This is a genomic window from Salipiger sp. H15 (genome assembly GCF_040409955.1).
Taxonomy (GTDB): Bacteria; Pseudomonadota; Alphaproteobacteria; order Rhodobacterales; family Rhodobacteraceae; genus Salipiger.
This window is the reverse complement of record NZ_CP123384.1, coordinates 2,289,858-2,314,155: the sequence shown is the minus strand read 5'-3', so window position 1 is coordinate 2,314,155 and position 24,298 is coordinate 2,289,858. Positions and strand designations below refer to the sequence as shown.

Sequence of the window (24,298 nt, the reverse complement as noted above, 5' to 3'; positions counted from 1 at the left end):
CCGTCAAGCTTCCGGTGATGCCCGGCCTCAGCGATAGGCGTGCAGAACGCCCTCGCCCGAGACCACGTAGAGCGTGCCGTTCACCACGATCGGCCGGGTGGTCGCGCCGCCCGCGATCGGCGTGGTGCCGACAAGCTGGCCCGAGGCCGCGTCGAAGGCGCGGATCAGCCCATCCGAGGAGGCGACGAGGAGCCGCCCGCCCGCGAGGATCGGCCCGTGGTTCACGTAGGCGCTGTCGCGGCGCTTCTGCGGCGTGCGCACCTTCTTGTAGCCCGGCAGGTCGACCGCCCAGACCTGCTCGCCGGTGGCGGCGTTCAGGCGCACGAGCTGGTTGATGTCGGAGACGAGGAATACCGAGTCCCCCGCCGGCCAGACCGCGTCGAGCGCGCCCATGCGCGCCGTCCACAGCCGCTCGCCGCTCGACAGCGCCAGCGCCACGACCCGGCCCGAGTGGTTGCCCGCATAGACCGTGCCGTTCGAGATCAGCGGATCGCCGGTGATGTCGGTGATGCTGGCCAGCGCCCGGCCGTTGCGGCTGCCCGCCACGTCGGCGGTCCAGCGGCGCATGCCGCCCTGCCGGAACGCCGCCTGCAGCGCGCCCGAGCCGAAGGCGAAGACCACCATCTCGCCGTCCGTCGCGGGGGCCGGGGCGCCGGCGACGTTGTTGTAATCCTCGGGGTAGTCGATCCGCCAGCGGATGCGGCCGTTGCCGGTCTCGATCGCCCAGCCGGTGGAATCCGACGAGGTGAGGTAGACCAGCCCGCCGCGCACCGTGGGCGCGCCGGTGGCGGTGCCGCCAAGCTGCTGCGTCCAGACCTCGGCGCCGGTGGCCGCGTCGAGCGCGGTCAGCTTGCCGAAGCCCGAGGCGACGTAGAGCCGCCCGTCCTCGACCGCGAGCCCGCCGCCCTGCGCCTGCTTGGCCTGGTCGCGCACCGGGACCATGCTCTTCTGCCAGAGCACCTGGCCGCCGGTGCTGACCGCGCTGACCGTGTGGGCCGAATCCATGGTGAAGATGCGGCTGCCGTCCGAGACCGGATCGACGTTGAGCCGGTTGCGCTTGGTGTCGCCCTGGCCGATCGCGGTGGCGAAGACCGGCTGCAGCGGCAGCGACAGCGCCGCGTGATTGGTGCGCGCGAAGGGCGAGACCGGGCTCTGCGCCGCGCTGCCGTTCGACTGGCCCGCGAGCGCGATCGCCACGGCCCGGTTCGCCGGGGTGACGTCATCCGCGCCGCCGTAGGACAGAATCTCGCGTGCGCCAAGGCGGTCGCCGGGCAGGACGGCCTCGGGGCGTTCGCAGGCGGCCAGCGCCGTCAGCCCCAGAAGCGCCGCGGAAATCGTGGTGATGCGCAAAACACTGCCCCCGTCGTACTTGGTCCCTGCCGCGGCCCCGCGTGCCTGGCGCGCGCGGTCAGCCCGCATCGGGCGTGCCGCCGAGGGCCACAATCAACTGTGCCGCCCGCTGGCGCAAGCCCGCGGTGATCTCGGCATCCTGCATCAGGCGCTGCAGCTTCTCGAGCGCCGCGGCACTGTCGCCGGCCTCGATGTCGAGCAGCGCGAGCTGTTCCTCGGCGAGCAGGCGCAGCGGCTTGCCGGCCACGGCCAGCGCCTCGAGCCGGATGCGGCGCTCGTCCGCCGAAAGACCCGAGTCCGTGCGGCTCACGGCCTTGTAGGCGGCGATCTCGCGGTAGATTTCCGGCAGGGTGCCGTTGGCCGCCGCCGCGTCGAGCAGCGCGGTCGCCCCGGCGGCATCCTCGGCCGAGGCCAGCTCGCTCGCCGCGAGCAGGTCGGTCACCGCCTCGGCTTCGGCCCCGGGGGCCGCGACGGCCTCGAGCGCCTTGGCGCGGTCCGCGGGGGCATCCGCCTCGAGCGCGCCGCGCAGCGCGTCGCCGAAGGCCTCGGCCTGCGCCTCGCGCTGCACCGCACTGTATTCGCGCCATGCCGCACCGCCGACGATGGCCAGCACCGCAACCACGCCGATCCAGCCGTAGCGCTTGAGCAGCGCGAAGAGCTTGTCGCGACGGACCTCCTCGGTCACCTCGTCGATGAAACTGTCGGTATTGCTCACGGGGCTGCCTCACCTTTCGATTGTTGCCCCTCTCTTAACGCGGCGGGCGCAGCCTGCCAAGGCCAAGCCCGCGCCAGCATTGCCACTTCCCGCCGAGGCCCCGCGGCGGCCCCGCGGCGGTGCGCCCCCTTGAAGACGCGGCAGAACGCCGCTTGAACGGTTTTGCAAATCCACTATTCTGAACTGAAGAGTTTAGTCACATCTCCGCGTGGCCCCGCCCCGTCCCCGTCCGGCCCGCTGCCGGGCCCCGGGCTGATCCGGGGGCGCGTCGCGCGCGTAACTGTCCCAGAACATGGGAAGGTCATCATGAAGCCGATTTCGATCCTCACCGCATTGCTTGTCGCGGCCGCGCTCTACGCGGTCGTTCTCGATCGAGAGAGGCTCATGGGATGGGCGCGCGGCGACGCGCCGACCGAGCCCGCCGCCGAGGCTCCGGCAGAGGCGGCCCCCGCCGCGGAAGCCCCGGTCCCGGGCGCGGTCTCGGTGATGGCGCGCCATTCGCAGGCGCAGGAGATCGACGACGCCGTGCTGCTGCGCGGCGACACCCAGCCCTCGCGCGAGGTCGAGGTGCTTTCCGAGGCCTCGGGCCGGGTGATCTCGACACCGCTGCGCAAGGGCAGCATGGTCGAGGCCGGCGAGGTGCTCTGCCGGCTCGACCCCGGCACCACCGGCGCCGCACTGACCGAGGCCGAGGCCCGGCTCGCCGAGGCGCGGGCGCAGCGCCCGCAGACCGAGGCGGCCCTGCCCGAGGCCGAGGCGCTGCTGGCGCAGGCCGAGGCCGCCGTCGCCGAGGCCGACATCAATCTCACCGCCGCGCGCGAGCTGTCGCAGGGCGGCTATTCCTCGCGCACCTCCGTGGCCTCGGCCGAGGCCAAGATGCGTGCCGCCGAGGCCAGCGTGCGCAGCGCCGAGGCCGGGCTCGAAGCCGCGCGCGCCGGGACCGACAGCCTCGAGGCCGCGATCCAGAGCGCCGAGGCGACCGTCGCCAGCGCCCGCAAGGCGGTCGAGAACCTGACCATCACCGCGCCCTTCGGCGGCGTGCTCGAAAGCGACACGGCCGAGCTTGGCCTGCTGATGAACCCCACCTCCAACGCCAGCTGCGCGCATATCCTGCAGCTCGACCCGATCCGGCTGGTGGGCTATGCGCCCGAGGCCGACGTCGCGCGCATCCGGCTCGGCGCCCGCGCCGGGGCGCAGCTCGCCGGCGGGCAGGTCATGCAGGGCGAGGTCACCTTCGTGTCGCGGCAGGCCGACGAGACCACCCGCACCTTCCGCATCGAGGTGACGCTCGCAAACCCCGACCTCGCGCTGCGCGCCGGGCAGACCGCGCGCATCCTCATCGAGGCCGAGGGCGCGCGGGCGCACCTGCTGCCGCAGAGCGCGCTCACGCTGAACGACGAGGGCCGCATGGGGCTGCGCACGGTGAGCGCCGAGCGCACCGCGCAGTTCGTGCCGGTCAGCATCCTGCGCGACACGCCCGACGGGGTCTGGGTCGCGGGCCTGCCCGACACGGTGGACGTCATCACGCTGGGGCAGGAATACGTCACCGACGGCGTGCCGGTCGCGCCCAGCTTCCAGGAGATCCTCCAGTGACCGGCATCGTCGACTGGGCCGCGCAGCGCGCCCGCATGGTGCTGGCCTTCATCGTCCTGTCGATCGTCGCCGGCGCCTTCGCCTATGTCACCCTGCCCAAGGAGGGCGAGCCCGACATCGAGATCCCGGCGCTGTTCGTCTCGGTCCCCTTCCCCGGCATCTCGGCCGAGGATGCCGAGACGCTGATGGTCAAGCCGATGGAGACCGAGCTTTCGGACATCGACGGGCTCGACAAGATCAGCGGCGTCGCGGCCGAGGGCTACGCGGGCATCGCCATGGAGTTCGAGTTCGGCTGGAACCGCACCGAGACCATGGCCGAGGTGCGCGACGCGATGACCAAGGCGCAGGCCAAGTTCCCCGAGGGCGCCGAGCAGTACACCATTTCCGAGATCAACTTCTCGGAGTTCCCGATCATCATCGTCTCGCTCACCGGACCGCTGCCCGAACGCACCATGGCGCAGGTCGCCAAGGACCTTCAGGACCGGGTGGAAAGCCTCGACTCGGTGCTCGAGGCCGGGATCGCCGGCAACCGCGACGAGATGGTCGAGGTGGTGATCGACCCGCTGAAGCTCGAAAGCTACAACGTTACGGCAAGCGAGCTCATCCAGATCGTCCGCAACAACAACCAGCTCATCGCGGCGGGCGAGGTGCGCTCCGAACGCGGCACCTTCTCGGTCAAGATCCCCTCGAGCTTCCGCGAGCCGCAGGACATCTTCAACCTGCCGATCAAGGTGAACGGCGACCGGGTGGTGACGCTCGGCGATCTGGCCGACATCCGCCTCACCTTCGAGGACCGCACCGGCACCGCGCGCTTCAACGGTGACACGGCGGTGGCGCTGCAGGTGGTCAAGCGCAAGGGCTTCAACCTCATCGACACCGCCAAGGCGGTGCGCGAGACCGTGGCCGAAGCGCAGAAGACCTGGCCGCCCGAGCTGCAGGCGACGGTGGTGGTCGAGGAGAGCAACGACCAGTCGCGCATCGTCGATTCCATGGTCAGCCAGCTCGAGGGCGCGGTGCTGACCGCCATCGCGCTGGTGATGATCGTGGTGCTGGGCTCGCTCGGCACCCGCGCGGCGCTGCTGGTGGGCTTCGCCATCCCGACCTCGTTCCTGCTCTGCTTCGTGCTCTTGGCGGTCATGGGCATCACCGTGTCGAACATCGTGATGTTCGGGCTGATCCTCGCCGTGGGCATGCTGGTCGACGGGGCGATCGTGGTGGTGGAATACGCCGACAAGCGCATCTCGGACGGCGTGGGCCCGATGCACGCCTACGTGGAGGCCGCAAAGCGCATGTTCTGGCCCGTGGTCAGCTCGACCGCCACGACGCTCTGCGCCTTCCTGCCGATGCTGTTCTGGCCCGGCGTCGCGGGCGAGTTCATGGGGATGCTGCCGGTCACGCTGATCTTCGTGCTCTCGGCCTCGCTGATCGTGGCGCTGGTCTACCTGCCGGTGATGGGCGGCGTCTCGGGGCGGTTCTCACGCCTCTTGCACAACGCCTCGCTGACGCTTCGCAAGACGGTGCACTCGTGGCCCGCCCGCGCGGGGCTGGTGGTGCTGGCGCTGGGTGGGATGCTGCTGGGCGCGCTGCTGGTGCTGAACCCCTCCTTCCTCGGCTTCACGCCGGTCGAGGGGCGCGGCGCGCGCGTGCCGGGCATCGTCGTCTTCCTGATCTTCGCCGTCATGGCCTCGATCACCCTCGACGCCGCGCAGGTTTCGCACCGGCAGGAGCGCGTGCGCAAGACCTACCGCCGCACGCTCTTCGGGCGGCTGATCCAGCTCGTCACCGCCAACCCGGTGATGCCGCTGGTGACCATCGGCGCTGTGATCTTCTTCGTCGTGTCGGTCTTCGGCTACTACGGGCAGAACAACAACGGCACCGAGTTCTTCACCGAGAGCGAGCCCGAGCAGGCCATCGTCTACGTGCGTGCGCGCGGCAACCTCTCGCTGGCCGAGAAGGATGCGCTGGTGAAGCGGGCCGAGGACATCGTGCTGGCCCACCCGGGGATCAAGACCGCCTTCTCCTTTGCCGGGGATGGCGGGCTCGAATCCAACACCGGCGGCGCGCAGCCGCCCACCGACACGATCGGGCAGATCCAGCTCGAGATCGTGCCATGGGAGGACCGCCGCGACCGGCCCGAGCTCGACGGCGATCTGGTGCTGGCCGAGCTGACCGAGAAGCTGGCGACCATCCCCGGCATCGAGACCGAGATCCTCAACCTCGCCATGGGCCCGGCCTCGGCCAAGCCCGTGCACCTGCGCATCAAGGGCGACAACTGGCAGGACCTGCTGGCCGCGACCGAGACCGCGCGGGCCGAGTTCGACCGGATGGCCGGGCTGCGGCTGGTCGAGGACACGCGCCCCCTGCCCGGCATCGACTGGCAGATCGACGTCGACGTCGAGGAGGCCGGGCGCTACGGCGCCGACGTCGCCACCGTCGGCGCGATGGTGCAGCTGGTGACCCGCGGCGTGACGCTCGACACCATGCCGGTCGACAGCTCGGACGAGGAGATCGACATCCGCGTACGCCTGCCCGAGGAGGACCGGGTGCTCTCGACGCTCGACAACCTGCGGGTGCGCACCAACGACGGGCTGATCCCGCTGTCCCATTTCATCACCCGCACCCCGGTGCCCAAGCTGGCCGAGATCAACCGCGAGGGGCGCAAGCGCTACTTCGACGTCAAGGCGGGCGTGGCCGAGGGGCTGGTGAAGTTCACCTCCGGCACCGAGGTGCTGGGCTACGGGCGCGAGGCCGAGGGCGGCGCGCTGAGCGTGCATGGCACGGGCTACGAGATCACCCGCGCCGAGCCCGGCAGCAGCGAGGACGCGATCCGGCAGGCGGCCGAGGGCGGCACGCTCGCCACCGTCCCGGTCACCCCCAACGAGCGCATCGCCGAGCTGGGCGAATGGCTGGGCGATGCCCCCTTCCCGCCCGGCATCAGCTGGGAATGGACCGGCGACCAGGAGGAGGAGGCCGAGAGCCAGGCCTTCCTCATGCAGGCCTTCCTCGCCGCGCTGGGGCTGATGTTCATCATCCTGCTGGCGCAGTTCAACAGCTTCTACAACTCGGTGCTGGTGCTGCTGGCGGTGGTGCTCTCGACCGCGGGCGTGTTCCTCGGGATGATCGTCATGGACCAGACCTTCTCGATCATCATGTCGGGCACCGGGGTCGTGGCGCTTGCCGGGATCGTGGTGAACAACAACATCGTGCTGATCGACACCTTCCAGGATTACGCGCGCTACATGCCGCGGATCGAGGCGATCATCCGCACCGCCGAGGACCGCATCCGCCCGGTGCTGCTGACCACGATCACCACCATCGCGGGGCTCTTCCCGATGATGATCGGGCTCAGCCTCGATTTCTTCGGCGGCGGCTACTCGATCGACGCGCCGACCTCGCTGTGGTGGAAGCCGCTGGCCTCGGCGGTGGTCTTCGGCCTGTCGATCGCCACGGTGCTGACGCTGGTCTTCACCCCCGCCATGCTGGCGCTGCGGATCTGGCTCTCGACCTACGCGCACTGGCTGGCGCGGCTGCTGGCGATCGCCTCCTTCGGGCGCGGCAGCCGGGCGGCGCGGGACTGGGCGCTGCAGCGCGAGGCCCGCAAGGTGAAGGCGCCACTGATCCTCTGGGACGATCCCGACGCCGAGGACACCGGCACGCCGGGCGCCAGGACCACGATGCGCGCGGCGGAATAGCGCAGGCGCCGCGACGCCCTTTGGCGGTGCCGCCGCGCCCCTATATATAAGGTCGATACAAGGTCAGGCGCCGGGCCCCCGGCGCCGCCCCGTCCCGGAGCCCGCCATGAATCCGCTGCCCGTCACGCTTGTCCTCGCCACCCTCGCTCTCGGCTCCCTGCCCGGCCCGCTTGCCGCGCAGCTGAAGGGATGCGTGCCCGACAGGAACGGCATCACCCGCTGCCCCGGCCCCTCGACCTATTCGACCGATCACCTCGGCATCACCCGCGAGCGACGCTCGGCGCCGCAGACCGTCGACCGGAACGGCATCGTGCGCGACAACACCGGCGAGGGCTACTTCATCTCGCCCGGCGATCCCACGGCCGACCGTGGCGGCACGGTCAGCCCGACCCGCCCGCCCGCCACGACGCGGCGCAGCGACAAGAACTGCACCACCGACCAGCAGGGCATCGTGCGCTGCGAATGAGCCGGGGCCTGCCCCGGGCCTACCCGCCCTGCACGGCGCCCTCCTCGATCTCGATGACGGGGTCGGCCTCTCCCGGCTGCGGCCGATCGCCGTTCGGGCCGTAGAGCAGCCACAGCGCCAGCAGCAGCGCGGCGACCACCAGCCCGCCCCAGAGTGCCACCAACCGGTCACGCTCCCGCGCCTCCTCGGACTTGGAGCCGGTGTCGGGTGCAGACATGTCCTTCCTCCTCCTCCGCGGAACCGACGGGCGGCGCCACGGAAACTCGTCACAACGAAAAGCACTTCGAGGTTTCGCCGGCGCGGCAGTTGCCGCGCCCCTCGCATGGGCATAACGTCCCGCAGAAGCGCCGGTTCCGACCGGTCCCGCCCCCCACTTCAGGCAAGGAGACGCCCAATGAAGGACGCAAGCCCGCAGACCATCTACCTCAAGGACTACACCCCCTTCGGCTGGCAGGCCGAGGAGGTGCACCTGACCTTCGTGCTTGCGCCCTCGGCGACCCGCGTCCGCTCGCGCATCCGCTTCGCGCCCAACCCGGACGCGCCGAAGCAGGACTTCTTCCTGCATGGCGAGCAGCTGAAGCCGATCTCCTTCGCCATCGACGGCGCGCCCGTCACGCCCGAGGTCACCGAGACCGGCCTCACCTGCGCCGTGCCCGAGGGTGCCTTCACCTGGGAGGCCGAGGTCGAGATCGCGCCGGTGGAGAACTTCGCCCTCGAGGGGCTCTACATGTCGAACGGCATGTACTGCACGCAATGCGAGGCCGAGGGCTTCCGCAAGATCACCTTCTACCCCGATCGGCCCGACGTGATGTCGGTCTTCACCGTGCGCATCGAGGGGGCCGAGGCGGTCAAGCTGTCGAACGGCAACCCGCAGGGCTCCGGAGAGGGCTGGGCCGAGTGGCACGATCCCTGGCCGAAGCCCGCGTATCTCTTCGCGCTGGTCGCCGGGGATCTGGTGAACCACCCCGGCAGCTTCACCACCATGTCGGGCCGCGAGGTCGAACTGAACCTCTGGGTGCGCCCCGGCGACGAGGGCAAGTGCGCCTTCGGCATGGAGGCGCTGAAGAAGTCGATGAAGTGGGACGAGGACGTCTACGGCCGCGAGTACGACCTCGACATCTTCAACATCGTCGCCGTCGACGACTTCAACATGGGCGCGATGGAGAACAAGGGGCTGAACATCTTCAATTCCTCCGCCGTGCTCGCCTCGCCCGAGACCGCCACCGACGCCAATTTCGAGCGCATCGAGGCGATCATCGCGCACGAGTATTTCCACAACTGGACCGGCAACCGCATCACCTGCCGCGACTGGTTCCAGCTGTGCCTGAAAGAGGGCCTGACGGTGTTCCGCGACGCGCAGTTCACCAGCGATATGCGCGGCGAGGAGGTGAAGCGCATCTCCGACGTGATCGACCTGCGCGGCCGCCAGTTCCCCGAGGACCAGGGCCCGCTCAGCCACCCGGTGCGCCCCGAGAGCTTCCAGGAGATCAACAACTTCTACACCGCCACCGTCTATGAGAAGGGCGCCGAGGTGATCGGCATGCTCAAGCGCCTCGTCGGCGACGAGGCCTACGCCAAGGCGCTCGATCTCTACTTCGACCGGCACGACGGCGACGCGGCGACGATCGAGGACTGGCTCAAGGTCTTCGAGGATGCGACGGGCCGCGACCTGACGCAGTTCAAGCGCTGGTACAGCCAGGCCGGCACGCCGCATCTCGGTGTCTCCGAGGCCTTCGCGGACGGCACCTACACGCTGACCCTGCGCCAGCACACGCCCGCCACCCCCGGCCAGCCCGACAAGGCGCCGCAGGTGATCCCGGTGGCCGTGGGCCTGCTCTCGCCCAATGGTGACGAGGTGGTGCCGACGACGGTGCTGGAGCTGACCGAGGCCGAGCAGAGCTTCACCTTCGAGGGGCTGAGCGCGAAGCCCGTACCCTCGATCCTGCGCGGCTTCTCGGCACCGGTGGTGCTCGACCGCAGGAGCAGCCGCGAGGAGCGCGCCTTCCTGCTCGCCCATGACACCGACACGTTCAACCGCTGGGAGGCCAACCGCGACCTCGCCCGCGAGTGCCTCGTCGACATGGTGACCAAGGGCGCCGCGCCCGACACCGCCTGGCTCGACGGGCTCGAGGCGGTGATCCGCGACAGCGCGCTCGACCCGGCCTACCGGGCGCTGATGCTGGGCACGCCGACCCAGTCGGAACTCGCGCAGGTGCTGCACCAGCGCGGCGTGACCCCCGACCCCGACGCGATCTGGGCCGCCGCCGAGACGCTGAAGACCACCCGCGCCGAGCGCTGGTCGAAGCTGCTGCCGCAGCTCGCCGACGAAGCGAAGGTCACCGAGCCCTACCAGCCCGACGCCGAGCAGTCCGGCAAGCGCGCGCTTGGCGGCGCGGTGCTGGCGCTGACCACCCGGCTCGACGGCGGCGCGGCGGCGCAGGCGCAGTACGACGCGGCCGACAACATGACGCTGCAGCTCTCGGCGCTGGGATGCCTCGTGCAGGCAGGCGTCGGCGAGGAGGCGCTGGCGCGCTTCCGCAGCCAGTGGAACGGCGACCGGCTGGTGATGGACAAGTGGTTCGGCCTGCAGGTCGCCGCCTCCGGCCCGGCCGAGACCGCCGACCGGGCGAAGGCGCTGACCGAGGATCCGGATTTCGACTGGAAGAACCCCAACCGCTTCCGCGCGGTGATGGGGGCGCTGGCGATGAACCACGCCGGCTTCCACCGCATCGACGGCGCGGGCTACCGGCTGCTGGCCGACTGGCTCATCAAGCTCGACGAGAAGAACCCGCAGACCACAGCGCGCATGTGCTCGGCCTTCCAGACCTGGAAGCGCTACGACGTGACGCGGCGCGGCCTCATGCAGGCCGAGCTCGAGAAGATCGCCGCCAAGCCGGGCCTCTCGCGCGACGTGACCGAGATGGTCACGCGGCTGCTGTCATGAGCCGGCTGCTGCTGGTCACCGGCGGCAGCGCCGGCATCGGCGCCGCCTGCTGCCGCCTCGCCCCGGCCCGCGGCTGGGAGCGGGTGGTGGTCCACTACGGCCGCGACCGCGACGGCGCCGAGGCCGTGGCGGCGGAGGTCCGCGCGCAGGGCGCCGAGGCGCATGTGCTGGGCGCCGACGTGTCGGACCCCGCGCAGGTAGCCGAGTTCTTCGCCGAGCTGACCGCGCTGGCGCCGGGGCCGCTCGACCTGGTGAACAACGCCGGGATCGTCGCCCCCACCGGGGCGCTCGCCGACCTCACGCCCGAGCGCGTGCGGCGGGTCTTCGAGGTCAACGTCTTCGGCGCCATCGAGGTCGCACGTCAGGCGGTGGCCTACATGCGCGCCCACGCGGGCGGCGGCATCGTCAACGTCAGCTCCGTCGCCGCCCGTCTCGGCTCGGCGCGGCAGTACATGGACTACGCCGCCTCGAAGGGCGCGATCGACACCTTCACGCTCGGCCTTGCCGACGAGCTGGCCGCCGAGGGCATCCGGGTGAACGCGGTGCGACCGGGGCTCATCGAGACCGCGATCCATGCCAAGGGCGGTGAGCCCGACCGGCTGGCCCGCATCGGGCACACCCCGCCCATGGGCCGCGCCGGTACGGCGACCGAGGTGGCCGAGAGCATCCTGTGGCTGCTGTCGGAGCGCGCGGGCTACGTCACGCGCAGCATCCTCGACGTGGGTGGCGGGCGCTGAGCGCGCCCTCCCCGAGGCCACATCGCAAAGACGGAAACGAAGACGGGCGGAACCTTTCGAGGGTCCGCCCGTTGAATTTGCGAAACGATCTTCAGCAGATCAGCCGTCGTTCTCCAGGAGCTGCCCCTGGGTCGAGATGAAGGTGTTCGAGTAGCTCGCATCGAGCGCGCGGGTGCGGGCCAGCGGGCGCATCGCCGGGCCGACCTCGTTCGAGGCCATGATGCCGGGCAGCAGGCTCACCGGGCGCTCGACGGGGCGCAGCGAGCGGCCGAGGCCGGTGCAATAGGCCTGGGCGCGGGTCCATTCCATCATGTCCTCGCGCTTGGCACGGGAATGGAACGGGCCCCAGTCGGCGGCGACGCCGCGCATGTTGGCGCTGACCACGCCGTCGCGGGCGACGGTGCGGGCCATGATGCGCAGGCCGCAGGAGAGGTTGGCGCGCGGATCCTTGAGACCGTCCACGGTGGTCGCCTGGCAGCCGTAGAGCCGCGCGGTCGAGGGCAGGATCTGCATGAGGCCGATCCACTTGCCGCCTCCGCCGACGGCAGTCGGCTTGAACGTGCTCTCGTGCTTCACCAGCGCCGAGACGAGGCCGAGCCAGAAGGCCTCGCGCTGTTCGCGCGATCCGCTCTCGTAGGCGGGGCACCAGGTGTCGATGTCGGCGGGCACAACGTCGGGGAGTGCGTTGGCGTGGCCGCGGAGCGACGACAGGACCGCCAGGGACCAGGTGCTGCGGCCTCCGGCCGTGCCCCAGCGGGCCTTGGGAATGGTCATGCGCCGGGCCAGCGGGCGCGGCGACACGGACACGGCTCGGAGCGACTCCGGGGCACCGGGGACCGCGTGGGGCGAGACCCGGGGGATCGCTGGGGCGGCCACGGCGAAGGCCGCCTGCGTGACGGGTGCAGGGCCGGTATTCGCTTGGGCCATCGGCGCGATCATCAACGCCGTGAGGGCTGGAATGAAACGGTTCAGCATGGCGCAGAAGTTGCCCGCGACGGACAATTCCGGCAAGTCTTTCGAAAATTTATGCGCGGCGGATCGCCTACCCGGCCCGGAAGTAATTGAATCTCTGAATATATTCCTAAAGAGCTCACCTCTCCAAATTGAACAATTAGCCCCTTGCACGCCGCGAAACCGCCCGTGACAGAGGCACCGTCTGCCGCATTCCGGCCTGATTCTCGCGCCAGCCTGACGGCCATGACACGCGATGTATCCCGCTTCCCTCCCCGTCTTCCGGGACTGTCCCGGCGCCCCTTCCGGGCGCCCGGAAGTGCGTCCGGCGCGCCCCGATCCGAGGGGGCCGCGCCTCGCGCCATCGAGATCCCGGTGCGCGACACCCCGCCCGAGACCGCCGCCCGCGAGGCGCTGCTCGGCCGGGGACGGATGCTCGCCCGGCAGGAGCGCTGGCGCAGCCTCGCCGAGGCGCTGCGCGAGGCCGACCTGTCGCGCAGCCGGACGCCGGGCGGCACGCCCGCCGCCTGCCTGCTCTGCGAGGGCGCGGTGCAGGACGCCATGACCCGCGCCGCCGAGGCGGTGGCGCGCGGCGATCCCGGTGCGGCGCGGACGGCGGTGCTCGGCTTCGCCGGTCCGCTCGGCCCCACCACCGAGGCGCCATGGCATGCGCTGCTCGCCGCCGCCGCGCACCTTGCCGCCGCCCGGCTCTGGCACGCGGCCGACGCGGGCCGCCTGCCCGCTCCGCACTGCCTGGCGGCCGAGCGCGAGCACATGGACACGGCACATCTCATCCTGCGCCCGCATGATCCCTCCGCGCTCGGCTCCGCGGCGCTGGCCGCCGCCCGCTGCGCCACGCTCGCCGCGCTACCCTGGCCCGAGGCGCGCGTCGCCGGGGCCTACGAGGTGCTCATCGCCGCCGAGCCCGGCTGTCCCGACCACCTGCGCGCCTACGGCCTCGATCTCGCGCCGGGCCGCTTCGGCACCTGGCCCGAGCTCGACCGGGCGGCCCGGCGGATCGCGATGCTGACCGGGGATCCCAGGCGGCTCGGCGGCTATGCCTGGGTCTGGCTCGACGTGCTGGCGCGGCATCCCGAGGGATTTGCCCATGTCGAGGCCGAGCTCTTCGTCGCCGGGCTGCACGACATCCTGCGCGCCTGGCCCGAAGAGGCGCCGGACCAGCACCTCGCCAACCTCTTCGCCGCCTGGTGCGCGGCCCGCCTCGCCGAGGAGACCGCCCCCAGCGCCGCGCGGGCGCGCATCGGCAACTGCCTTGGCTGGATCGTCACCGACCAGCTGCGCGAGATCCACCCCGCGCTCTGGACCTGCCCCGGCGCGGCGGACGCCGGGCTCGGGGCCGACGGTGCCGCGCGCGCGCAGGCGGTCCTTGCCGATCTTTTCGCCCACCAGCTCGCCCGCGGGCGCCGGGTGATCTTCACCGCGGCGGGTGTGACGTTGCAGCCCGGCGGCTGCGCCTCCTGCACCCTTGCCCCCTGTGCCGCTCTGGCGTATCCCCGTCGCAACCTGAGAGACGAGGACCCCCCATGCTTGACCTGAGCTTCGAGCCCCCCAAACCCAAGGTCATCGCCGGCGCCAAATACGATTGGGAGCTGGTGATCGGGATGGAAATCCACGCCCAGATTTCCACCGAGGCGAAGCTGTTCTCCGGCGCCTCGACCAAGTTCGGCGCCGAGCCCAACTCGAACGTCGCCTTCGTGGACGCGGCGATGCCCGGCATGCTGCCGGTGATCAACGAGTACTGCATCGAGCAGGCCGTGCGCACCGGGCTTGGCCTGAAGGCGCAGATCAACCTGAAATCCGCCTTCGACCGGAAGAACTACTTCTACCCCGACCTGCCGCAGGGCTACCAGATTTCCCAGCTTTACCACCCGCTTGTCGGCGAAGGTGAGGTGATCGTGGACATGGAGCCCGGCATCGCCCGCAAGGTGCGCATCGAGCGCATCCACGTCGAGCAGGACGCCGGCAAGTCGATCCACGACATGGACCCGGCAATGTCCTTCGTCGACCTCAACCGCACCGGCGTCGCGCTGATGGAGATCGTCAGCCGCCCCGACATCCGCGGTCCCGAGGAAGCGGCGGCCTACGTGGTCAAGCTGCGGCAGATCCTGCGCTATCTCGGCACCTGCGACGGCAACATGCAGAACGGCAACCTGCGGGCGGACGTCAACGTCTCGGTCTGCCGTCCCGGCCAGTACGAGAAGTACCAGGAAACGCAGGACTTCTCGCACCTCGGCACGCGCTGCGAGATCAAGAACATGAACTCGATGCGCTTCATCCAGCAGGCCATCGAGTACGAGGCCCGTCGCCAGATCGCCATCCTCGAGAACGGCGGCAAGATCGACCAGGAGACCCGTCTCTACGATCCGGACAAGGGCGAGACCCGGTCGATGCGGTCGAAGGAAGAGGCGCACGATTACCGCTACTTCCCCGATCCCGACCTGCTGCCGCTCGAGATCGAGCAGGCCTGGGTGGACGACATCAAGGCCTCGCTGCCGGAACTGCCGGACGAGAAGAAGGCGCGCTTCGTCACTGACTTCGGCCTGTCGGAATACGATGCCGGCGTGCTCACCGCGGAAGTGGTGAACTCGGCCTATTTCGAGGACGTGCTGAAGGGCTGCGACGACGGCAAGCTGGCCGCCAACTGGGTGATCAACGAGCTCTTCGGCCGCCTCAAGAAGGAAGGCCACGACATCACCGAGAGCCCGGTCTCGCCGGCGCAGCTGGCGGGGATCATCTCGCTCATCAAGAAGGGCGACATCTCGGGCAAGATCGGCAAGGACGTGTTCGAGATCGTCTACACCGAAGGCGGCGATCCGGCCGAGATCGTCGAGCAGAAGGGCCTCAAGCAGGTCACCGACACCGGCGCCATCGAGGCGGCCGTGGACGAGGTGATCGCGGCCAACCCGGCGCAGGTCGAGAAGGCCAAGCAGAACCCCAAGCTCGCGGGCTGGTTCGTCGGCCAGGTGATGAAATCCACCGGCGGCAAGGCCAACCCGCAGGCGGTGAACGACATCGTCACGGCAAAGCTCGGGCTCTGAGGGCCCGGCCCTGTGAAAACGCAAAGGCCGCCCGATGGGGCGGCCTTTTTCGTTTGTCGGAATGCCCGGCGGCTTCGGCGTGAGACCGGGCGGGCCTTCGCCCTAGCCGCGCGCCTCCAGCAGGCGGCGGAGCTGGCTCGGGAAGAGCTGCAGGATCATCGTCTCGGTCATCGCCTCGCCCTCGTGCGAGACGTAGACGCGCAGGTCGATCGGCTCGTCGTCCTCGGCCGCGATGGCCGAGAAGTCGAGGTCGAACATCGCCCGCCAGTTGTCGGTGCTGACCACCGGGTAGGCGACCTCGCCCGAGATCGCGCCGCGCGAGGCGGAGACCACGGGCAGCGTGTCGGGACCGCGGTCCAGCCCCTCCATGCCCATGCCGTCGAAATCGCAGACGATCTTGACCGTATCCGCCGGGCGCGGCTGGCCGGGGATGCCGCCCTTGCCCATGCGCACCGCGATGAATCGGGCGTTGCGCGGCGGAACGGGGCAGTCCTCGAGCCAGGTGAGCTGGTAGTTCATGCTGTAGGAGCTGCCCGCCTTGGCAGGTTCCGCCGGGGTCCAGAAGGCGACGATATTGTCGTGGATCTCGTCATCCGTGGGCAGTTCGACCAGCGTCACGGCGCCCTGCCCCCAGCCCTCCTTCGGGGCGATCCAGGCCGAGGCGCGGCGCTCGTAGAACACGCCGTCATCCTCGTATTCGGCAAAGCTGCGCTCGCGCTGCATGAGGCCGAAGCCGGCGGGATCGGTGGTGCCGAAGGCGTTGGCCATGACCCGCGGCGGGTTGTTGATCGGGCGCCAGATGCGCTCGCCGTTGCCGGTGTGGATCTCGAGCCCGTCGCTGTCATGCACCTCGGGGCGCCAGTCGGCGGCGACGTGGCGGTTGTGCTTGCCGAACCAGAACATCGAGGTGAGCGGCGCGATGCCGAGCCGCTGGCAATCGCCGCGCAGGAAGATCTCGGCCGAGACGTCCTGGATGACGCCGTTCTCGCGGCGCGAGGCGATGCGGTAGGCGCCGGTGGCGCGCGGGCTTTCCAAGAGCGCGTAGGTGGTCAGCTCACCCCCTGCGCCCTGCTCCAGCCAGAAGCGGGTGAAGCGCGGGAACTCCTCGGGGCCGCCCGCAATTGCCGTGTCCATGGCCAGGCCGCGCACCGAGAGGCCGAACTGACCCGAGTAGCCCGCCGTGCGCCAGTAGGAGGCGCCGAGGAAGGCCATCCAGTCGAGCCGGGTCTCGGGGTCCTGCACGGCGAACCCGGCGAAACCGTCGGTCTTCTCCAGCCGGTTCGCGGGGCTGCCCTGCGGGATCTCGAAGAGATCGCGCGAGAAGGGCACCTCGCGCGCGGTGCCTTCCTCGAGCGCGTAGACGTGCACCGGCTCGGGGAAGTAGCGGCCGGGGAAGAAGAAGCGCACCGGCTGCGCCTCGCCCTGGTCGGCCCAGAGCGCGCGGTCCTCGCGGAAGCGGATCGCGCCATGGGCGTCATAGTCGATCTGCTGCAGGATCTCGGCGTCGGGCACCGCCATGGGGACGAACTCCTCCTTGGCGAGATTCGCGGCGAGCTCGCGCAGCGTGTCGAAGGAGAAGGGCTTGGGCGGGCCGAGCGGGATGCCCGAGGCGATGGCGCCGGTCTGGGCGCGGGCGAGCTCGGGCAGAAGGAAGAAGGCCCCGGTGCCGAGGGCGGAGGCGAGGAAGGCGCGGCGGTCGAGCGAAGCGTCGGACATGCGTGACTCCGGAAAGCGTAGGTTCCCGAGCAAAAATCGGCGCTTTTCCGCGCCGCAGCAATTGGCTTTGCCCCGGATGCGCGAGGCTTTGCCGATTTTCGATCTTCCGTCAAGCGAGCCGCGCGGGCCCGCAGGGCGCACGGCTCAGGCGTGGGCGCGTGCCTCGAGATCGCGCGCGATGTCCTCGGCAAGCTGCGCCACCCGCGCGCGCGAATCCGTGCGCTGCGCATAGGCGCGCAGCCCGAAGATCTCGGCCTGCAGGCGGCTTGCAAGGCGCTGCGGATCGGCCTCGGGGCCAAGCTCGCCGCGCTCCTGCGCCTCGCGGAAGGTGCGGGCGAACATCTCCTCCATGCGGCGCATCAGTTCCTCGGTGCGGGCGCGCAGCGTCGGGTCGTCGTCGGGGGTCTCGAGCAGGGTCTTGACCAGCATGCAGGCGCGCGACGGGCCGGCATCCCCCGCGCAGCCGAGCCGGCGGACGTGGTTGGCGAGCCCCTCGAGGCGGCTCGGCCCGGCCTCGATCGTCTCGCGGAACTGGGCGTAGGAGCTTGCGGCGTAAAGCTCGAGCGTCTCGGCGAAGAGCGCCTCCTTCGAGCCGAAGGCGGCGTAGATCGAGCCCGGGCGCATGTCGAGCGCCTGCTCGAGATCCTTGAGCGAGGTGGCGTGGTAGCCCTTCGACCAGAAGAGATCGAGCGCCCTTGCCAGCACCTCCTGCCTGTCATGTCGCGCCTGTCTGGCCATCGCCCTGCCCGTGCCTCGCTGCCTGCCACCCATGGAGTTCCGCCCGGCCGGACCGTGCCGAGCTTGAGCGGTTGCTCAAAATCTATCTTGAGCAATCGCTCAAGTAAAGCTACCCCTATGCACATATCTTGAGTGATCGCTCAAGAATCATGGGAGAGACCGAGATGACCGACTTCACCATCCACACGCTCGACACCGCGCCCGAGGCGAGCCGCCCGCTGCTCGAACATTCGCAGAAGGCCTTCGGCCGCCTGCCCGGCCTGCATTCGGTGATGGCCGAGGCGCCTGCGCTGCTTGACGGCTACAAGCACCTGCACCGGCTCTTTGCCGAGGAGACCAGCTTCGACAAGGACGAGATCACCGTGGTCTGGCAGACGATCAACGTCGAGCACGCCTGCCATTACTGCGTGCCCGCGCACACCGGCATCGCCAGGATGATGCAGGTGGACGACGCGATCACCAACGCGCTGCGCGACGAGACGCCGCTGCCGAACGCCCGGCTCGAGGCGCTGCGCAGCTTCACGCTGCAGGTGGTGCGCCAGCGCGGCGCGCTCGACGAGGCGCAGGTGCAGGCGTTCCTGGGGGCAGGCTACACGCGGCGGCAGATCCTCGAGGTGATCCTCGCCGTGGCGCAGAAGGTCATGTCGAACTACACCAACCACCTTGCCGACACGCCCGTGGACCAGGTGATGCAGAAGTTCGCCTGGGAGAAGAAGGGCGCCGAGGCCGCCTGAAGCGCCGCCGGGCCGGGGTCAGATGCGCCCCGGCCTGCCCGCCGCGCGTGCCAGCTGTACCGCCTCGATGGCGCTCAGCCGTGCCGCCGCCGCCTCGGCGCAGCCGGTGCGGGTGAGCGCCCCGCGCCAGGCGCGCAGGGCCGAGCGCGGCGACCAGGGCAGCGCCGCCTGCGCCAGCCAGGCGCGCAGCTCGGGCGGCAGGCGGTCGTAGGCGGACATGGCATCCGACGCGCGCCGCCGGTTCGGCGTGGCGCCGAGATTGCGCCGCCTCATGCCGCCTGCGCCTCGCGCCAGAGCGGGAAGGGATCGGGCAAGCCCTGCCAGATCAGCGGCTCGAAGCCCTCCCCCTCGACCAGCGCCGCGTCGAGCGCCGCGGTGATCGCCTCGCGGTCGAGCCCCGCGCCGATGAACACCAACTCCTGCCGCCGGTCGCCGAAAGGCTCCTGCCAGTGCTGCGCGAGATAGTCGTGGAACCCCTCGTGGCCCGGCATCCGCTCGGCCGGGACGCTGGCCCACCAACGGCCCATCGGGCGCACCGTGCTGAGCGCGCCCGCCAGCGAGAACTCCGCCAGCCAGTGCGGCCGCGTGGCGATCCAGAAATGCCCCTTCGCGCGGATCACCCCCGGCAGCGGGCCGTTCAGCAGCGCGTGGATCCTCTCGGGCACGAACGGCCGGCGGGCGCGGTAGACGAAAGAGGTCACGCCGTATTCCTCGGTCTCGGGCACATGCTCGGCAAAGCCGTAGAGCTCCTTGGCCCAGAGCGGGTGCGCGTGCGCGGTCTCGAAGTCGAAGAGCCCGGTGCCGAGGATGCGCGCCGGATCGACCCGGCCGAACTCGGCCTCGACGATCCGCGCGTCGGGGTTGAGCGCGGTGACGATGAGCCGCGCCGCGTGCCGCGCGTCCTCGCCAGCGGTCGCGACCTTGTTGAGCACCACCACGTCGGCGAACTCGATCTGGTCGACCAGCAAATCGACCAGCGTGCGGCTGTCGCCCTCGCCGAGGCTCTCGCCCCGGTCGGCAAGGAAGTCGTGGCTGGAATAGTCGCGCAGCAGGTTCGCGGCATCGACCACGGTCACCATCGTGTCGAGCCGGGCGATGTCCGAAAGACTCTGCCGCTCAGCGTCGCGGAACTCGAAGGTGGCGGCGACGGGCAGCGGCTCGGAAATGCCGGTGCTTTCGATCAGCAGGTGGTCGAAGCGGTTCGCTGAGGCAAGGCGGCGCACCTCGGTCAGCAGGTCGTCGCGCAGGGTGCAGCAGATGCAGCCGTTGGTCATCTCGACCAGCGTCTCTTCGGTCTGCGACAGCTCCGCCCCGCCCGCGCGCACGAGATCGGCGTCGATGTTGACCTCGGACATGTCGTTGACGATGACCGCGACCCGCAGGCCCGCGCGGTTGTTCAGCACGTGGTTCAGCAGCGTGGTCTTGCCCGCCCCGAGAAAGCCCGAGAGCACGGTGACGGGAAGGCGCGGATCATTGGCGGGAACGGGACGGGTCATGGCGGCTCTCTCGATTCGTTACGTTATAACATTGCAGATATCAGGACACGCCCCCGGCCCGCAAGCCCCGCCCCCGCTTGCCATTCCCCGGCGCGCTGCCTAAGCCGTTCGGGACCTTGCGTTAGGAGCCCCCAGATGCGCCGCCCCGGACCCGACCTGCAGAACGTGACGACCGGGGCCATGGTGGCGATCGTGGGGGTGTTCAGCTCCTTCCCCATCGTGCTGCAGGGGCTGACCGCCGTGGGCGCGAGCCCCGAGCAGGCCGGCGCGGGGCTGGCGGCGGCGGCGCTCTCGATGGCCATCGCAGGGATCGTGCTGGCCTGGTGGCGGCGCGAGCCCGTCTCCTGCGCCTGGTCGACCCCGGCCGTGGCGCTGCTGGCCGCCTCGCAGCCGCTGGCCGACGGCTTCGCCGGCGCGGTGGCGGCCTTCATCGTGGCGGGGGCGTTGATCGCGCTGGCCGGGCTCTGGCCGGCGCTGGCGCGGCTGGTGACCTCGGTGCCGACGGCGCTGGCGCAGGCGATGCTGGCGGGCGTGCTGGCGGGGCTCTGCATGGCGCCCTTCCGCGCGCTGGCCGAGGCGCCGCAGGTGGCGCTGCCGATCCTCCTGAGCTGGTTCCTCGTCGGCCGGATCAAACGCATTCTCGCCGTGCCCGCGGCGGTGCTGGCGGCGCTCGGGGTGACGCTCTGGGCGCATGACTTCTCGCTGCCGCTGGGCGGCGGCTGGATGAGCCACCCGGTCTGGGTGACGCCGGTCTTCTCGCTGGAGGCGGTGCTGAGCCTCGGCATCCCGCTCTTCATCGTGACCATGGCAACGCAGAACATCCCCGCCGTCGCGGTGCTGCGCAGCTTCGGCTACACGCCGCCGCCGGGGCCGCTGCTGGCGGGGGTCGGCGGGATCTCGCTGCTGACCGCGCCCTTCGGCAACCCGGCCACCTGCCTCGCGGCGATCACCGCCAGCATGTGCGCCAATGCCGACAGCCACCCGGACCCCACCCGGCGCTACTGGTCGGCGGTGATGGCGGGGGTTTTCTACAGTCTTTTCGGGCTCTTCGCGGTGGCGGTGACGGCGGTGGCGGCGCTCGCCCCGCCGATGACGCTGCAGGTGCTGGCCGGGGTCGCGCTGCTGCCGGTCTTCGCCGCCTCGGCCAGCGGCGCGCTGCAGGCCGAGGAGAGCCGCGAGGGCGCGGCGGTGACCTTCCTCGTGGCCGCCTCGGGCCTCACGCTCTGGGGGTTGGGCGCGGCGGTCTGGGGGCTGGCCCTAGGCGGCACCGTGCTGGCGGTGCGCCATCTGAAAAGGTGAGTTCCCGCAGAAGTTTAACGCGCAGGTTGTAACTTGCCCCCTGCCCCTTTTCATCGCCGGAAAGCGCCTTAACTGGAGTCCTACCGGGGCTCCGTGAGGCCGCGGTCCCGCCCCCAGCATTGATCGGGGTCACGGGGTCAAATGATTGATTTCGGGATACTCACCCGACTTCATGACGCAACCGGGAGCCGCGTTCCGGCGCGCTCCCGGTCTTTACTTGCCGCTCCCCCCGACATACCCCTTTGGTGACCAATGTACGGAAGGGGACGCACCGAGATGAAAACCCACGAATACAAGGTGATCCCGGCCCCGACCAAGGGCGAGAAGGCCAAGGCCGCCAAGGGCCCCGAGGGCCGTTTCGCGGTCTCGATGTCGCGGCTGCTCAACGACATGGCGGAACAAGGCTGGGAATACATCCGCGCCGACACCCTGCCGAGCGAGGAGCGCAGCGGCCTGACCTCGAGCACGACGGTCTGGCGCACCCTGCTGGTGTTCCGCCGTCCGGTGCCGCAGGCCGTCCAGCTGCCGCAGACGGGCCCGCTGCCCGAGGTCGATGTCGATGCAGAGGACGTCGCCGCGCCGCCGCCGCTCGTGGCGACGCCGGAGCCCGTGTTGGAGCCGCCCTTCCGGCACGCGTCCTCGGTGCGCCCGGTCGAGCCGCCGCTGAGCACGGCACCGCGGATCGTGCCCGCCCCGGCCGTGCGGGACGAGGACGAGCCGCGCTGATCCAGCTGACCGGCTGACAGGCGGGACCGGCTGTCCCGCTTACCCTTGCAGGTCGAGCGAGAGGGCGTGAATCGCCCCGACGAGATCGCTCCCGAGCGCCGCGTGCACCGCGCGGTGGCGCTGGATGCGGCTCATCTCGGCAAGTTCCGCCGCGCGCATGCGCACGTGGAAATGGCTCTCGCCGCCGTCCTGATAGCCGGCGTGGCCCACATGCTTTTGACTTTCGTCGAGAACCTCGAGTTCGGAAGGGTCGAAGGCATCCCGCAGGCGGGTTTCGATCTCGTGTGCTCGCGACATTTTTGGCTCCTGCCTCTTCAAACTCGGTCAGGATTGTCTAAACTCCCTCGTCCGAGTCGAAAAGGTGAGACCATGAGCAGACCCGACCCCTTCGGTTTCGACATGTCGATTAAGTCGGCTAAGAAAAAGAACCCACGCGGCCGGCGCGGAATGACCGGCGAACAGGAAACATCCACCCGCCTGTGCGAGCACGAGGGCTGCGAGGAGCCCGGCAAGTTCCGCGCACCCAAGGCCCCCGACGTGCTCGACGAGTTCCTGTGGTTCTGCAAGGACCACGTGCGCGAGTACAACAACCAGTGGAACTTCTTCCACGGCAAGACCGAGGCCGAGATGAACGCTCAGGCCACGGCGGACAAGGTGTGGGAGCGCAAGACCAAGGATTACCGCGACCCCGAGGCCCGGGCCTGGGCCCGTCTCGGGATCGAGGACCCGCACCAGGTGCTGGGCGACAACGCGACGCGCAACCCCGGCCGCAAGGCCCCGGGCGGCGGCCGCCGCCTGCCCCCGACCGAGAAGCGCGCGCTCGAGATCCTCGATGTCGAGAGCGCCGACACCAAGGCCGAGGTGCGCAAGGCCTACAAGAAGCTGATCAAGGTGCTTCACCCGGACATGAACGGCGGCGACCGCTCTCAGGAAGAGCAGCTGCAGGAAGTCGTCTGGGCCTGGGACCAGATCAAGGAAAGCCGGAACTTCAAGTGACTTACGGGCCCTGCGGGGCCCGTTTTCGCGTGGTCTGCCGGGGGTTCGGGTCCCCCCGGCATCGACCCGCCGCCGCGCCCAAGCGCAGCCCCCAACTCCGTCACAACCTATTGGTGTGTTTTTCTCGACACCTGCCCTAAGGTTGTGCTAGCGTTGACTTGTCGGCGGTCATTCCTGCCGCTGGCCTAAGGTGACGCGAGCTCCCTGTCGTGTCCACTCACGGACCAAGTTGGCCTGCACACCACTCCCCCTGGCTGTGCAGGCCTCTTGGAAACCCTTGCACCACCCTTCCGGCCTGACCGGCCCACCCGGTCGGGCCGGGATCGTTCCGGGGTCAGGCGGGCACGAAGCTGAGCGCGATGCCGTTGATGCAGTGACGCTTGCCGGTGGGCGGCGGGCCGTCGTCGAAGATGTGGCCCATGTGCGACCCGCAGCGGCGGCAATGGCATTCGGTGCGGGTCATGAAGAACGACCGGTCCCGCTTCGTGCCGATGGCGCCCGGCAGCGACTCGTAGAAGGACGGCCAGCCGGTGCCGCTGTCGAACTTCGCCTCAGAGCTGTAGAGCGGCAGGTCGCACCCCTTGCACAGGAAGGTGCCGACCCGCTTCTCGGCGTTGAGCGGCGAGCTGAAGGCGCGCTCCGTCCCGGCCTCGCGCAGCACGCGGTAGGCGCCCGGGTCCAGCCTTGCGTGCCACTCCGCGGCGCTGCGGGTGATCTCGAACCCCTCCGCCGCGCGGGCGCGGCCGCGCAGGCCGAACACCCCGGCGACCCATCCGGCGAGCACCGCGAGAAATCCTCGGCGTCTCATCCTCTCCTCCCTTTTCCTCCGGCCCCACAGATGCGCCCCCGGCCCGGCCGAGGTCAAGCCGGGAGCACGCGCCCCGCCGGGGGATCCGGTCACGGAAACGGTCACCATCTACCCAATTTCCGGTCCGCGGCGGGGCGGCGTCCTCCCGGCCCTCCCGCTTGCGCGGTGGGGCTGAGGGCCGGGAGGAACCCTCCGGGCTGGCCGGCGCGCTGGGACAGTCTTGCGCGCCGGACCCGGGATCGCCGGGGCCGCGGCGGCTGGCAACGCCCGCGGCCCGT

The 24,298-nt window shown here is 70.3% G+C and carries 21 protein-coding genes; 11 read left to right on the top strand and 10 right to left on the bottom strand.

The window, feature by feature from the left end; translation table 11 throughout:
- Positions 1-27: 27 nt before the first annotated feature.
- Complete coding sequence (locus PVT71_RS11230; RefSeq protein ID WP_353471873.1) at positions 28-1,350, bottom strand: PQQ-binding-like beta-propeller repeat protein; 1,323 nt, start codon at positions 1,348-1,350, stop codon at positions 28-30.
- A gap of 58 nt (positions 1,351-1,408) precedes the next feature.
- Positions 1,409-2,065 carry a hypothetical protein gene (locus PVT71_RS11225; RefSeq protein ID WP_353471872.1) on the bottom strand — a complete coding sequence of 219 codons (657 nt, stop codon included), beginning with the start codon at positions 2,063-2,065 and terminating at the stop codon, positions 1,409-1,411.
- 306 nt (positions 2,066-2,371) lie between these two features.
- Between PVT71_RS11225 and PVT71_RS11220 the strand changes: the two genes are divergently transcribed.
- The 3 genes from PVT71_RS11220 (at position 2,372) to PVT71_RS11210 (ending at position 7,816) form a co-directional block, all read left to right on the top strand.
- Positions 2,372-3,658, top strand: coding sequence for an efflux RND transporter periplasmic adaptor subunit (locus tag PVT71_RS11220; RefSeq protein WP_353471871.1), 1,287 nt, complete (start codon positions 2,372-2,374; stop codon positions 3,656-3,658).
- On the top strand, positions 3,655-7,350 hold the full coding sequence (locus PVT71_RS11215; protein WP_353471870.1) for an efflux RND transporter permease subunit: 3,696 nt from the start codon (positions 3,655-3,657) through the stop codon (positions 7,348-7,350). Before PVT71_RS11220 ends, PVT71_RS11215 begins: the two co-directional genes overlap by 4 nt.
- Positions 7,351-7,456: 106 nt before the next feature.
- A complete protein-coding gene (locus PVT71_RS11210; RefSeq protein ID WP_353471869.1) occupies positions 7,457-7,816 on the top strand; it encodes a hypothetical protein in 360 nt (119 codons plus the stop codon).
- Positions 7,817-7,835: 19 nt separating this feature from the next.
- Here the strand turns inward: PVT71_RS11210 and PVT71_RS11205 are convergent, their stop codons facing one another.
- Entirely contained in the window at positions 7,836-8,033 is a 198-nt protein-coding gene (locus PVT71_RS11205) for a hypothetical protein (protein WP_353471868.1), read from the bottom strand.
- A gap of 177 nt (positions 8,034-8,210) precedes the next feature.
- Here PVT71_RS11205 and pepN point away from each other — a divergent pair, with 177 nt between their 5' ends.
- Positions 8,211-10,760 (top strand): aminopeptidase N, encoded by a 2,550-nt coding sequence (gene pepN, locus PVT71_RS11200; protein WP_353471867.1) that lies wholly within the window; start codon positions 8,211-8,213, stop codon positions 10,758-10,760.
- A complete protein-coding gene (locus PVT71_RS11195) occupies positions 10,757-11,497 on the top strand; it encodes an SDR family oxidoreductase (RefSeq protein ID WP_353471866.1) in 741 nt (246 codons plus the stop codon). The genes pepN and PVT71_RS11195 overlap by 4 nt, the downstream gene beginning before the upstream one ends.
- Before the next feature lie 99 nt (positions 11,498-11,596).
- Here PVT71_RS11195 and PVT71_RS11190 read toward each other — a convergent pair whose 3' ends face one another.
- Positions 11,597-12,271, bottom strand: a complete 675-nt coding sequence (locus PVT71_RS11190; RefSeq protein WP_353471865.1) for a transglycosylase SLT domain-containing protein — start codon at positions 12,269-12,271, stop codon at positions 11,597-11,599.
- 552 nt (positions 12,272-12,823) lie between these two features.
- Between PVT71_RS11190 and PVT71_RS11185 the strand changes: the two genes are divergently transcribed.
- The gene (locus PVT71_RS11185; protein WP_353471864.1) at positions 12,824-14,005 is read left to right on the top strand and encodes a hypothetical protein; all 1,182 of its coding nucleotides are present in this window, start codon (positions 12,824-12,826) and stop codon (positions 14,003-14,005) included.
- A complete protein-coding gene (gene gatB, locus PVT71_RS11180; RefSeq protein ID WP_353471863.1) occupies positions 13,993-15,507 on the top strand; it encodes an Asp-tRNA(Asn)/Glu-tRNA(Gln) amidotransferase subunit GatB in 1,515 nt (504 codons plus the stop codon). The genes PVT71_RS11185 and gatB overlap by 13 nt, the downstream gene beginning before the upstream one ends.
- 102 nt (positions 15,508-15,609) lie before the next feature.
- On the opposite strand, the gene PVT71_RS11175 is transcribed toward gatB, so the two are convergent.
- Both PVT71_RS11175 and PVT71_RS11170 read right to left on the bottom strand, forming a co-directional pair.
- Positions 15,610-17,223, bottom strand: coding sequence for a glucan biosynthesis protein D (locus PVT71_RS11175; protein ID WP_353471862.1), 1,614 nt, complete (start codon positions 17,221-17,223; stop codon positions 15,610-15,612).
- 144 nt (positions 17,224-17,367) lie between these two features.
- On the bottom strand, positions 17,368-17,961 hold the full coding sequence (locus tag PVT71_RS11170; RefSeq protein WP_353471861.1) for a TetR family transcriptional regulator: 594 nt from the start codon (positions 17,959-17,961) through the stop codon (positions 17,368-17,370).
- Positions 17,962-18,125: 164 nt separating this feature from the next.
- Here PVT71_RS11170 and PVT71_RS11165 point away from each other — a divergent pair, with 164 nt between their 5' ends.
- Positions 18,126-18,695 carry a carboxymuconolactone decarboxylase family protein gene (locus PVT71_RS11165; RefSeq protein WP_353471860.1) on the top strand — a complete coding sequence of 190 codons (570 nt, stop codon included), beginning with the start codon at positions 18,126-18,128 and terminating at the stop codon, positions 18,693-18,695.
- Positions 18,696-18,713: 18 nt separating this feature from the next.
- Here PVT71_RS11165 and PVT71_RS11160 read toward each other — a convergent pair whose 3' ends face one another.
- Both PVT71_RS11160 and PVT71_RS11155 read right to left on the bottom strand, forming a co-directional pair.
- On the bottom strand, positions 18,714-18,968 hold the full coding sequence (locus tag PVT71_RS11160) for a DUF6525 family protein (protein WP_353471859.1): 255 nt from the start codon (positions 18,966-18,968) through the stop codon (positions 18,714-18,716).
- A complete protein-coding gene (locus tag PVT71_RS11155) occupies positions 18,965-20,191 on the bottom strand; it encodes a GTP-binding protein (protein ID WP_353471858.1) in 1,227 nt (408 codons plus the stop codon). The genes PVT71_RS11160 and PVT71_RS11155 overlap by 4 nt, the downstream gene beginning before the upstream one ends.
- A gap of 135 nt (positions 20,192-20,326) precedes the next feature.
- Here PVT71_RS11155 and PVT71_RS11150 point away from each other — a divergent pair, with 135 nt between their 5' ends.
- Complete coding sequence (locus PVT71_RS11150) at positions 20,327-21,490, top strand: benzoate/H(+) symporter BenE family transporter (RefSeq protein WP_353471857.1); 1,164 nt, start codon at positions 20,327-20,329, stop codon at positions 21,488-21,490.
- Between the two features lie 276 nt (positions 21,491-21,766).
- Positions 21,767-22,216, top strand: a complete 450-nt coding sequence (locus PVT71_RS11145) for a DUF4177 domain-containing protein (protein WP_353471856.1) — start codon at positions 21,767-21,769, stop codon at positions 22,214-22,216.
- 39 nt (positions 22,217-22,255) lie between these two features.
- Here the strand turns inward: PVT71_RS11145 and PVT71_RS11140 are convergent, their stop codons facing one another.
- Complete coding sequence (locus PVT71_RS11140) at positions 22,256-22,513, bottom strand: BolA family protein (RefSeq protein WP_353471855.1); 258 nt, start codon at positions 22,511-22,513, stop codon at positions 22,256-22,258.
- A 72-nt stretch (positions 22,514-22,585) separates the two neighbouring features.
- Between PVT71_RS11140 and PVT71_RS11135 the strand changes: the two genes are divergently transcribed.
- Entirely contained in the window at positions 22,586-23,212 is a 627-nt protein-coding gene (locus tag PVT71_RS11135; protein WP_353471854.1) for a J domain-containing protein, read from the top strand.
- Positions 23,213-23,546: 334 nt separating this feature from the next.
- Here the strand turns inward: PVT71_RS11135 and msrB are convergent, their stop codons facing one another.
- On the bottom strand, positions 23,547-24,020 hold the full coding sequence (msrB, locus tag PVT71_RS11130) for a peptide-methionine (R)-S-oxide reductase MsrB (protein WP_353471853.1): 474 nt from the start codon (positions 24,018-24,020) through the stop codon (positions 23,547-23,549).
- Between the last annotated feature and the right edge of the window lie 278 nt (positions 24,021-24,298).